This window comes from Glutamicibacter sp. NPDC087344 (assembly GCF_044744225.1).
Lineage (GTDB): Bacteria > Actinomycetota > Actinomycetes > Actinomycetales > Micrococcaceae > Glutamicibacter.
On sequence record NZ_JBIUXY010000001.1, the window covers coordinates 133,729 to 146,011 of the forward strand.

Below are 12,283 nucleotides of genomic sequence, written 5' to 3' on the forward strand. Positions count from 1 at the left end.
ATTATGAAGTACCGGATTCTTAGACCTTCGTCTAATCGGACGTAAACAGCTCGGGCTCGGAAACCGCGTTTTCGATCTTCTGCTCCAACATCGGACTCAGTGAAGCCGCATACGTGTTGCTCAAATGCGAATGATCCCAGTACGCAACTAGGCCACCAATCACCGCATGACAGGTACCGGATCCGCAAAGAAAGCCGTTCATATCAACGGAATCGATTCGTTCATCATTGATCGTCTCAGCGGCTTCAGCCAGCGGGTCTGCCGGGATCCATTCACCGGCCGGACCGCTGCAGTCCAGGAGCTTGTTGCTATTTTCGGCAACGCAGTCAGGCACATTTTTCACCGTTGCCCCGGGGAAGGCGGTATCTTCGATCACCACAACTTCGGCACCCGTGTCGGCCCACGACTCCAGCGCAACTTCAAAAGCCTGTCGTGAAGGCTCGGTGCTTGATTCGAAGTCGTACCCTTCAAGGGCCAATGACTGTCGGCTTGAAGAGATGATCAGGTCGTAGTCCTCGGCTTCAAATTTGTCCAAGGCCCACGATTCATATTCCGCGCATCCTTCGATACGTCCCTCGCTATCAAACTGTTGTCGTTCGCCATTAACCGCGCAGCGACTGATCAGATAAGTGTCCAACGACCAATCGTTACGCTGAGCAATAGGTTCAAGTGCTGGGAACCACTGTCCCGCGTGTGAATTACCAATGAGCGCGACTTTGATCTCCCCGTCGCCATAGCTGCAGACCGGTTTGTTACCGAAATCGTCTGATTGCCCAGCAAAACAATTGTCAGCGTAGATTTTGGGTTTGTCGGTTTTTGCCACAACCGGCGCGGGCGCCAGAGACTTGAAACTCTGGGCGATTCCAGCTCCGGAAGCACAGCTGTCAGTGAGAGCATTGGGACCCGTGCAGTCCTCTCCAAGTGATTTTTCGACCCGAAGAACGGACGCGGTGATATCTTGGGAGTCTTCTATGATCTGGCTACTCATCGCATAGAAGCTGCCGGCAACAATTGCTAGGGTCGCTGATCCGGCGAGCAAAAACCTCGGACCGGACACAACTCGCGACACATCAATAAATTTACGGAATTTCGTCTCGACCAATACCTGTGTCGAAACCGCCAGGAGAATTGTCAGTGCCAAGGTCAGCAGTTGCGCTATGACCCCAAATTCACTGACCGCATAAGGAACAAGGATCAACAGCGGCCAATGCCATAGATAGATTGCGTATGAATTATCCCCGAGGAAACGTACAACTTTATTCCCCAGCAAGAGCTGGGGTGAAGATCGGCGGGTGGCATTGGAAAGTAGGAGCAGCGCGGTACCCAGAACCGGGAGCAACGCCACGGCACCGGGGAATGGCATCTCTCCGCTGAACGTCAGCGCACTGATCACGATGGCGCCAAAGCCCACCCAGGCGGCAATGGAGCTAAGCCTGTCTCTCTTCGAGGCATGGGCGCTGGCGCCGAAGGCGGCGACCAACGCTCCGGCTGCGAATTCCCAACCTCGGGTCAGCGTGGAGAAGTATGCTGTGCCGGGGTCCGTGGCCGTGGCGTAGATTGAGTATGACAACGAGGCCAGAAACACGACGGCGATTCCGGCGAGCGCAAACCGGTACGTGTTTTTCCGTCGTTTCACGGCCATGAGCACCGACAGACCGATAAGGATTGGCCAGACTAGGTAAAACTGTTCCTCAGTGGACAACGACCAAAAGTGCTGGAAAGGGCTTGGCGCATCTGCCTCGGCTAGATAATCGACCTTAGAGGACGCAAGGAACCAGTTTTGAAAGTAGAAGGTGGAGGCAATCGCTTGGAAACCCCAGTCTTGCCATAAGGTTTCCGGAGCCAAGAGCCACACTCCGATGAGGCTGACGAGGATCACCAGAAAAGAAGCTGGAAGCAGGCGTTTGACACGACGCATCCAAAACTGGCCTACGTCCCGCACCGACCGGGGCGGTTTGGACAAGAGGTGCGAGGTGATCAGGAATCCGGAAATCACAAAAAACACATCGACGCCTACGAAGCCTCCGGGCAACGCCTTGGGCCAGAAGTGGTAGATCACGACGATGCCGACGGCCAAGGCCCGCAGACCTTGTATGTCGGCTCGGAACACCGATTTTTTTGCGCCAGGTGCAGACAGTCCAGCGATGTTTTGCGCACTGCTCACGAGTAAAACCTTCTTCTTTGAAAATCTGCGTTGACTCAAATCTCAACGGATGCCCGAGGTGTGGACGGTGCTAGACACACCTCTGGCCAGCCGGAACCCTCATCTGAGTGAACCAACTGGCCAGAAGAGGAAATTAGCCCTCCAGCAGTGCGTCGACAAATGCCTCCGGGTCAAATGGTGCAAGGTCATCCGGACCTTCGCCAAGACCAACAAGCTTCACCGGCACACCCAGCTGACGCTGAATGGCCACAACGATTCCACCCTTGGCAGTGCCGTCCAGTTTGGTCAGCACGATTCCCGAAACGTTGACCACCTCGGAGAACACCTTGGCCTGCGAGAGGCCATTCTGTCCGGTGGTGGCATCCAAAACGAGGAGCACCTCGTCAACGGTGGCTTTCTTCTCAACGACGCGCTTGATCTTTCCAAGCTCGTCCATCAGGCCAACCTTGTTCTGCAGGCGGCCCGCGGTGTCGATCATCACGATGTCGACTTCCTGGTCGATACCGGCTGCAACAGCTTCGAAGGCAACCGACGCCGGGTCTGCTCCATCGATGTCTGAACGCACGGTGGGGACGCCAACTCGGTCTCCCCATGTCGCCAACTGTTCGGCAGCAGCCGCACGGAATGTATCCGCCGCACCAAGTAATACGTCTTTGTCTTCGGCAACCAGTACACGGGCCATCTTGCCAATAGTTGTCGTTTTACCCACGCCGTTGACACCAACAACCATGATGATGCTTGGCCGGTCCGGATGCGGCGCTGGAAGGTATGAACGGTCCAAAGACGGATCAACCAGCTTCAACAGTTCTTCGCGAAGCATTGCCTTAACCCGTTGCGGGTCTCGGCTGCCCTCAACCTTAACTCGTTCGCGCAGCGCGTCCACCAGCTCTAGGGTTGGTTCGGTGCCTAGGTCGGCCAGCAGCAGCGTTTCTTCAATTTCGTCCCATACGTCCTCGTCAATGGAATCCTGGCTGAGAAGCGCCAGCAGACCCTTGGAGAACATGCTGTTGGACTTGGTCAGTCGCGCGCGCAGACGCGCCAGACGCCCCTGAACGGGCTCTGGTACGTCCAAAACTGGCGCCGCAGGGGCTTCGGGCTCCGCCACAGCAACGGGCGCGCTTCCGGTAGCCGACTCGTCAACGCTTGAAAGCTCTGCGTCGGCTTCATCCTGGGCGGCTACGCTAGTCGGGACGTCGTCTTCATCTCGTTCAGAGGTGTAAGGCGTCTTAGGCTTGCGGCCCTTGGCAACAAATGTGGCTGCCACGATGCCGACCACGGCAACAACCGCGACAATGATAATGGTAAGTAATAGCGAATCGGTCACATCATAGATCGTCTCATAACTTACCTGGACTCAGAGATTTATGGCCGAAACTGCCCTTGTATTCACGGTTGGGCCGGAAGACATAGACTTACCAGTGGCCAACGTTGTGGCCCTGAGGTTCTGAAAAGAAAGGCTGCTGTCCGGTCCGGTCTGGACCTATGGCAATGAACATGGCACTACTGCGCAAAAAATCCGTACGCCCACCGATCCCCAAAGAAATTGGTGTGCTGCTGATTGCCGCTTTCATCATCGCGTTGGGTTTCGGCCTGATCGCACCGATCCTCCCCCAATATGCGGTGAGTTTCGATGTGGGCGCCGCCGCTGCGACCGTGATTGTCAGCATCTTCGCATTCACCAGATTGATCTTCGCACCGGTAGCCGGTGCACTCGTCGGCAAACTAGGTGAACCCAAGATCTACGTCACCGGAGTGCTGCTCGTCGCTGTGTCGACGCTACTGTGCGCAGTCGTCCAGGATTACACCCAATTACTTGTCGCCCGTGGCCTAGGCGGGTTTGGTTCAACCATGTTCACCATTTCAGCTATGGCGCTCATTGCACGATTAGCCCCCGAAGAATCCCGGGGAAGGATTTCTGGACTCTACGCCGGCTCGTTCCTCCTGGGCAATGTCGCCGGGCCGGTCTTAGGAACCGTCCTCGCACCGCTGGGTATGCGACTTCCATTCCTGATCTACGGTACGGCGCTGGTCATCGCAGCCGGTGTGGTTTATGTGGCGCTGGGCCGACGCCGCAAATTGGACGACGGATCCGCAAACCCCGCCAGCGGGAAACCTTCCATCGAGGTGGTTACCGCCAAGGAAGCGTTGGCTTCACCTACCTACCGTGCCGCCCTATTCTCAGGTTTCAGCTACGGCTGGCTCGCCTTCGGCATCCGAAACAGCATGATTCCACTCTTTGCACTGGCAGTATTCGGAGCGGGTCAAGGAACCTACGTTGCCGGTGTCTCTATGGCCGTCTTCGCCGTGGGTAACGGATGCGCCCTGTTGTTCTCTGGCAAACTCACGGACAGGGTTGGTCGAAAGATCCCGGTTTTGCTGGGAATGAGTGTGCTGGTGTTGTCCATCGGGGCCATGGGGGTGTTCACCTCGCTGACCGGGTTCATCGTCTGCTCTATCGTCGCTGGGTTCGGCGGAGGCATCTTGGGACCGGCGCAACAGGCCTCCGTGGCCGACGTGATCGGTTCGGGACGCAACGGCGGAAAAGCTTTAGCCGCATTTCAGATGTGCACGGATCTGGGTTCCATCATCGGCCCGTTGCTCGCCGGTGTCATGGCCGACATGATCAGCTACGAACTAGCATTCGCCATCTCCGCCTCTGTCGGCCTAGTTGGAGTCATTGCGTGGCTTTTTGTCCCTAAAAACCTGCAACCTGTGCCTGCGAAGCGACCGCAGGCAGACTCGCCGCAAGAAAATCGGCCCTAACGCAACCGTGATGGCAATCCATACGAGGAGCTCCGAGGCCACAGGGCAGTAACGCATTGCGCCAAAAATCAGTCGCGCTGTTAACGCTCAGGCTGGGCAAACCCGTTGCAGATTAAGTGAACCCCCGGGTGCCACGGCCGTCCTGCTGGCCTCAAGAGATAACAGTTCGGTCACATCCAGAAGGACGCGCAGTACGCTGACCATCGATTGCCGACGGTACGTTACAGTTGGACTAATTATGCCCTATCAGAGCTAAAGAGAGTATCAATGCTTGCACGATTGAAAAGGTTCGCAAACCGAACTTTCAATGTTGAGATTCAGAACTCGGAGCCACTGCCCGTCAAATTCTCGGAGCAGAACGCGATGGGTGGAGGAATTGAGAAAACGCTGAAACAGATTCTCAATGAACTCAAGACTCATCGCCGTGAAATCGAAACGATCCGGTTTGCCGCAACCAGCTCCGTAATGAACGAAGTCACCGACTTCCACGCAAAGCAGGTACTCTCGCTCCGGGAATCGCTTGAGGTGCTGGCCAACACCGATACGTCTTTGGCACGTTTCGGCGACGGTGAATTCAGGATGATGTTAAGGCAGGATTTCAACCTGCGTTTTCAAACTAACTCCCCCGAGCTTCAAGAGTCGCTGCGAGAGGTATTCACCTCAGATCTGCCAAATCTACGGGTAGGTTTTCCACAGTTGTTCCGAGATGCGCATTGGTCCGGCGTATTCCAAGAACTGTGGCCGAGCCTCAATCAACTGATCGTTTCTGACCAGAAATTTGTGAATGCCCATATCAGTCGGCCGCAGGTGTTTTCACTGCTCGGTCGACAAGCTGTCGACCTCTGGCGCAAGGTGTGGGACAACAAAAACGTCACGATCGTTACGGGCGAAGGCTCTCGGTTTGACCTGATCCCCCAGCTCTTTGACAACGTCGCTTCGACGAACCAGATCTCTTCAACTTCTGTCAACGCGTTCACCGATCTCGGACGCATAGTTGCGGAACTTCGCGAAACGAAAACTGATGTTGTGCTGATCGCGCTGGGCCCAGCTGGAACCGTTTTGGCCCACCAACTTGCTAAGGCAGGTATTCGCGCCCTTGATATCGGCCACTTGACCAATAGCTACCTCAACGTGTTCGAAGGTGAAGTGCGTCCTGAAGCTGTTCCCGTGACCCGCAAGTAGGCTACAGCTAGAGTTTTATGAACTTCACTAACTCCCTGCCGCGAACTATTGCGGCGGGGAGTTTGTGCGTCCAATTCGAAAGCATCCGTCCCTTGGTTTTGCGAACGGTGAATCTAGGTTCTGGTATCAACACTGAGGAACCCATTCACTGTCCGGTACACCCTGACACCATTTCCAACGAATTCATTAAATTCCGGCGGTGCAGCGATTCGTCGGGACGATCCATCAGAATAGTGCACAGACACGTCGCCCAAACGACGAATTTTGCCAGCGATGACGGCGCTCTCGGTGCTCGTGTGAAACGAACCTGTGGATTCTATGAACGTACCGTCGATACGGGTGATTTCTTTGGTATCACGGTCAACAATTCGTAGTTGAACCGGTACGGCAGAACCGGTGGCAGCCTTGACCCGGAATGTTGTCCGGGTTCCGTCACCTGCTACCTGTTCCACCTGCGGTGACTCAGCCTGGTCAATTTGTCTCCGCGCCCTAGCTCGAAGCCCATCAAGGTCTCCCTTAGAAATTAGGCCAACAACAATCATCCGATCTTCCGAGAAATATTTCGACCGGTTGATCGGAACGAACTCATCAAGAAATTTTTGATGGGAGTCAACCCAAGATTGTTGTTCTGAGACGGAATACCGGAAGAATCGCTTTCCCTCATAAAATCTCAAGGCCTTACGGGTAAAGAGTCCAGCGCACAACCGCCGAGCAAAGTCTTCATCATTGTGTGCGAAGGCACGGGCGGTTCTCGCGATCTCGGACAATGAGCTCACGTAACCGTCCGGTTCAATGGTTCCCGCGCTGATATTCTGCCCGTCGGCCCGCGAACGAATCTCGTAGTAGTCATAATCGGCAAGTATGCTCATACGTTTGGCCGAGGCATAGGCTTGAACCATCGCCATGCCGTCTTCGAGCCGGACCCTATCCTCACGGAATCTGATCGGAGCTCCGTTTAGGAGTTCGCGACGGATCATCTTCTGCGGGGACAAACTCCGAAGCATGAACTCAAAGGTGGCTTCAGTTCGTGTTTGGCTGAATAGTGATGTTTGGACTCTGCGGCCATCGATTCCAACCATCTTGGGCATCAGCAGATCTACGGCATGTTCTTGTGCAAACTCGACCATTCGACGCAGGGCCTCCGGCCCCAACCGGTCGTCTGCGTCAACAAAAAAGACGTACCGACCACGAGCCTTCTCAATTCCGACGTTGCGGGGTTTCCCCGGCCACCCGCTGTTCTCTTGATGGAAGACACGCAGGTTGGTATTGCGTTTGGCATAGACATCAAGAATTTCGCCACTGTAATCAGTAGAACCGTCATCCACTGCAACGACCTCGAATCGTTCAGGTTCAAGATCTTGTCGTTCCAAAGAGTTCAGTAGTTCGGTCAGGTACGGCATGGAGTTGTACACGGGAATGACAACGCTGACCATAATCTCCGATTGCCGACGAATCGGTACGTCAGCAGATGACTGCGGCTCGGTCAGGTTCGGACTGTCTCCACGACCTAGTGGTTTAGAAATTCCCCGTGCCAGGTCGCCAAGTTTTTTGCCTATCATCATTCACCCCGAGAATGTTCAAAATCTAGGTGTGTGGATGAGCACCACTATAGCCAAGTATTCCAAATCATGCTCCAGGCGAAACCCGACGCTCCATCTTCTGACTGATCACAGTCGAGACACCATCTCCGCGCATGGTCACGCCGTACAAGGCATCGGCGACTTCCATCGTTTTCTTTTGATGGGTGATAATGATCAGCTGAGACGATTCTCGAAGCTCTTCAAAGATCGTGATGAGTCGGCCTAGGTTCATGTCATCCAGAGCCGCTTCCACCTCGTCCATGACATAGAACGGGGATGGACGCGCCTTAAAGATCGCAACCAGAAGTGCGACCGCCGTCAATGAGCGTTCGCCTCCGGAAAGCAGGGAGAGGCGCTTGATTTTTTTGCCCGCCGGCCTTGCTTCGACTTCAATACCGGTGGTGAGCATGTTCTCCGGATCGGTGAGAACCAGTTGCCCTTCCCCACCGGGGAATAAACGATCAAAGATCCGCTTAAATTGAACAGCTGTGTCGTTGTAGGCTTCGGTGAATACCCGTTCGACATGAGAATCAACGTCTTTGATGATCTGTTGCAAATCACCACGGGATTTTTTGAGGTCTTCAAGTTGTCCGGCAAGGAACTTATGCCGCTCTTCTAACGCTGCAAACTCCTCCAAGGCCAGAGGATTGACCTTGCCAAGCGCAGCCAAGTCTCGCTCGGCCTTCTTAAGCCGTTTTTCCTGCTCCACGCGGTCAAAAGGTTTGGTGCCAATCACGACACCTTCCTCATCCACGTTAACTCGCAGTTCCGCCCACTTGTCATCAGGGTCGGCAGCTTCGGGAATGAGCTGGTCTGGCCCAAAATTAGCTATAAGGAAATCGGGGGTGTACCCCAAGTCCTCAAGTGATTTCGTCTCCAAGTTTTCAATTTTGATCCGCAACTCAGCACGGAGAACCTCATCACGATGCACCGCATCAGCCAACCGGGTAAGTTCAGCGGAAAGCTGCTCAGCTTCGGTTCGGTTGCTTCCCAGGAGCTCCTCGAGCTCGGATTTCTTGACCGAGAGTTCGTCTCTTTCTTGCCCAGCCATGGTCAGCGAGAGTTCGATGAATCGAAGAACCCGTTCGGCTGCCTGTTCGACACGCTGCGCCTTGGCAGCCTGAGCCTTGCGTTCGGCGGCTCGTTGTTGGGCAACCTCACGATGGGTGCGCTCAGCGGCTGCGGTGCGCCGCAAACCTTCCACCCGTGAGCGCAAGGCAGAAACTCGCTCTTCGCTGCTTCGCAGTGCCAAGCGGGCTTCGAGCTCCTTCTGACGGGCTGTGGCGGCCGCATCAGCTAAGGCAGCACGTGCTGCGTCGTCTACGGTTTCGTCCTCGGAATCAGTCGACGCCATTTCCATTCGTTCACTGATTTCTTCATAGGACTCTTGTTCAATCTCGAGTTTTTCTACCGCTGCTTCAAGCCGATCTTCCAGAGCCTGTTTTTCAGATTGGGCCGAGCGAAGTTTGTGCCCCAAACGAGCCAGGTAGTTTGAGAGTTCATCGATTGCAGCGTCTGATTCGGTTAGTTGCGACAGGGCCTCTTCGCGATTCTGCTGAGCTTCTGCAAGCAACGGTGCACGCTGGGATACGACAGATTCCAGCTGTTTTTGTTCTTCCGCGGATTCGTTGAGCTCTAGTGTTGTCTGTTCCACCAACGACTGTTGGGCGATCAGTGATGCCCCGGCAGAATCACCGATAGAACTTTGAAGCAGTGACACCGATACCCCGTCCAAGGAAGTGAGTTTGGCTTCCGGGTGAGTCTGAAGAATTTCTGCGATCTGCTGTGGGTCAACCACCACATAATGATTGGCAAAGATGGTGTCTAGAAGAGTCGAATATTCATCTACCGAGGCCACGACGTCTCGCGCCCTGATGGCGAGTTCTCCAATTTCTGCGGTGACTACCCCGGGCACATCGGCATGAACAAATGACGCACTGGAAGAATCATCCTGCATGAGCTCGCGTATCAGTCCAAGCGCACCGGCCGCACTGCGGGCGACCAGATGTTCAGCGGATTCTCGAAGAATTGCGGCCACGGCTTGTTCGTAACCTTCGCTGACCGTCAGCAACTCTCCCAGCCGTCCTGCCAAAACGTCTTGGGAATTTTCAAGTAGATGGGCGGAGCGGTCATCCGGTTTGGAGTTTAGTTTCAGCGCTTCCAATCGGGCCTGTAAGCCAGACATCCGAACCGACAGCTCACGTTCGCGCTGGTTGTCCCTATTTTGCTCTTCCGACAGGTTTAAGAACCGCGAGTCGGCTGCTTCGAATTCAATGTTCAGTTCACGCTCACCGGCCAGCTGGCTATCAAGTTCAGCACTGACGGTTTCGTAGGAGCGAGCATCTGCAGCTAGGTCAGCATCAAAGGATTGCACGCTGTCCTGGAGACGAGAAATTTCAGCCCTGGTGACATCCACCCGGCTTCGGGCCGAGGCAACCTGCGACGCGAGCCGGGACATGCCTTCACGCCGATCGGCCGCGGCACGGAGCATGGACGCCATCCGCTGCTGTTCCGCGCGGGACTGCTCTTCGGCGTGCTCTTTGGCTTCAATGCTTTCGGCAAGGATTTCATGCCGGTCTTCGACCGCTTCGATCAGCTCTTCAAGCTCTTCGCTGAGTCGGTCCGCTTGGGCGTCTAGTCGATCTGGATCTCGGCTCGAATCAAAATGGGTTTGATTGCTTTCAAGCAGCTTCCCCCGCTCACGTGCTAGAGCACTCAATGAACGGAAACGCTCGGTCTGCGTAGTCAGCGCAACCCACGTATCTTGCATCTGGGCAAGTCGAGGGGTGAGACTTTCCATGCAATCCGAAAGCTCAGCTACCTGGCGTCGAACATGCCCTAATCGGGCAGTGGTTTCCTGCTGTTGAGCCTGAATCTTGGATTCGTCATTAATATCTTGGGCAAGTTTGTTGTTCAGGGACACTAAGTCATCGGCCAGCAGCCGGGCCCTGGCATCGCGCACGTCCAGCTGCACGGTCTGCGCGCGGCGGGCAATTTTTGCTTGGCGTCCCAAAGGTGCCAGCTGGCGACGGACCTCTGAGTTGAGGTCTTCCAAGCGTTCCATGTTGCCCTGCATTGCTTGCAGTTTGCGTAGGGTTTTTTCTTTGCGCCGGCGGTGTTTGAGCACTCCGGCGGCTTCTTCGATAAAACCACGCCGGTCCTCAGCGGTGGCATGAAGGATGCGGTCAAGCTGTCCCTGCCCCACAATGACGTGCATTTCGCGGCCGAGTCCGGAATCCGAGAGTAATTCTTGGATGTCTAACAGACGGCACGAATTACCGTTGATTGCGTACTCCGAGCCACCGGCTCGGAAAAGTGTGCGTGAGATGGTGACTTCGGCATAGTCGATGGGAAGCTGACCATCCGCATTGTCAATGGTTAGGGAAACATGGGCACGTCCAAGCGGTGGGCGCCCGGAGGTTCCGGCAAAGATGACATCCTCCATCTTGCCGCCGCGCAATGTTTTGGCACCTTGCTCCCCCATCACCCACGACAGCGCATCAACAACGTTAGACTTGCCCGAACCGTTGGGTCCAACAACTGCGGTAACACCGGGTTCAAAATCGAATGTCGTCGCTGACGCAAAAGACTTGAATCCCCGAACGGTGAGAGTCTTGAGATGCACAGCGTGGAATTCCTATGTTTGGCCCGATATCGATAGTGTTGACTTAGGCGCGTAGGCCCTTGTTCTCAGAGTCGATTCTATCGAAACGACTCGCCGAAAACCGGTTTCTGCTCGCCTTGGCGCACATCAAAAACGAGGGGTAAATCATTTCATGGACGTCTTATCAGAGATTCAGGGCTGGCCAGTCGACAACGCGGTGTCTGTTGTAGTGGATGGACAAGGAACAACCGTAGGAGCTCATGGCGACCTGAACAGGGTTTATCCGCTGGCGTCTGTCACCAAGCTGCTGAGTACCTATGCTTTCCTCATTGCCCTTGAAGAGGGCGCGATGAGCTTGGCGGACCCCGCCGGTCCTGAAGGTTCAACGGTTCATCACCTCTTCTCTCACACCGCCGGTTACGATTTCGATTCGGAAGTTATCCGGTTCCCGGTCGGTGCCAAACGCGGTTATTCAAACCGCGGCTTCGAGAAATTGGCTGAACACCTTGAGCGCGAAGCGGAGATCCCTTTCGCTGAATACGCGCAGGAGGCAGTTTTCACTCCGCTGGGCATGAGCGATACGCAGATCGAGGGTAGCTGCGCCAAGGACGGGCGGTCTTCCGCATCCGATTTGGCTAGATTCGCGGCCGAACTACTGAGGCCAACACTCGTTTCGCAAGAAACCATGGCCGACGCCACCCGAGTCCATTTTCAGGGATTGGCCGGCATCCTGCCTGGTTACGGCCGGCAGAACCCCAATGATTGGGGTTTGGGGTTCGAGATCCGTTCTTCGAAAAATCCGCATTGGACGGGCACTACCCATCCAGGGACAACCTTTGGCCATTTTGGCCAATCTGGAACGTTCCTGTGGGTAGACCCTGTCGATCAGCTCGCCTGTGTGACCCTCACGGACCGTAATTTTGGCCCGTGGGCCGCTGAGATCTGGGCGGGCTACAACGAGCGTGTCCTGAAACAGTACACCGCGTAGGA

7 protein-coding genes are annotated in these 12,283 nt (G+C 55.2%); 3 read left to right on the plus strand and 4 right to left on the minus strand.

Annotated elements, in window-relative coordinates; translation table 11 throughout:
- Positions 1-31: 31 nt before the first annotated feature.
- Both ACIOWL_RS00660 and ftsY read right to left on the minus strand, forming a co-directional pair.
- Positions 32-2,164: an acyltransferase family protein gene (locus tag ACIOWL_RS00660; protein ID WP_400380395.1), complete on the minus strand. Its 2,133-nt coding sequence runs from the start codon at positions 2,162-2,164 to the stop codon at positions 32-34.
- Positions 2,165-2,297: 133 nt separating this feature from the next.
- A complete protein-coding gene (gene ftsY / locus ACIOWL_RS00665; protein ID WP_400380397.1) occupies positions 2,298-3,488 on the minus strand; it encodes a signal recognition particle-docking protein FtsY in 1,191 nt (396 codons plus the stop codon).
- Between the two features lie 170 nt (positions 3,489-3,658).
- On the opposite strand from ftsY, the gene ACIOWL_RS00670 reads away from it, so the two are divergent.
- Both ACIOWL_RS00670 and ACIOWL_RS00675 read left to right on the plus strand, forming a co-directional pair.
- On the plus strand, positions 3,659-4,927 hold the full coding sequence (locus ACIOWL_RS00670) for an MFS transporter (protein WP_400380399.1): 1,269 nt from the start codon (positions 3,659-3,661) through the stop codon (positions 4,925-4,927).
- A 267-nt stretch (positions 4,928-5,194) separates the two neighbouring features.
- Positions 5,195-6,109, plus strand: a complete 915-nt coding sequence (locus ACIOWL_RS00675) for a GT-D fold domain-containing glycosyltransferase (RefSeq protein WP_400380402.1) — start codon at positions 5,195-5,197, stop codon at positions 6,107-6,109.
- A gap of 113 nt (positions 6,110-6,222) precedes the next feature.
- Here ACIOWL_RS00675 and ACIOWL_RS00680 read toward each other — a convergent pair whose 3' ends face one another.
- Positions 6,223-7,671 carry a glycosyltransferase family 2 protein gene (locus ACIOWL_RS00680; RefSeq protein ID WP_400380404.1) on the minus strand — a complete coding sequence of 483 codons (1,449 nt, stop codon included), beginning with the start codon at positions 7,669-7,671 and terminating at the stop codon, positions 6,223-6,225.
- 64 nt (positions 7,672-7,735) lie between these two features.
- The gene (gene smc / locus ACIOWL_RS00685) at positions 7,736-11,314 is read right to left on the minus strand and encodes a chromosome segregation protein SMC (protein WP_400380406.1); all 3,579 of its coding nucleotides are present in this window, start codon (positions 11,312-11,314) and stop codon (positions 7,736-7,738) included.
- A 151-nt stretch (positions 11,315-11,465) separates the two neighbouring features.
- Between smc and ACIOWL_RS00690 the strand changes: the two genes are divergently transcribed.
- Positions 11,466-12,281 (plus strand): serine hydrolase domain-containing protein, encoded by an 816-nt coding sequence (locus tag ACIOWL_RS00690; RefSeq protein ID WP_400380409.1) that lies wholly within the window; start codon positions 11,466-11,468, stop codon positions 12,279-12,281.
- Positions 12,282-12,283 lie beyond the last annotated feature (2 nt).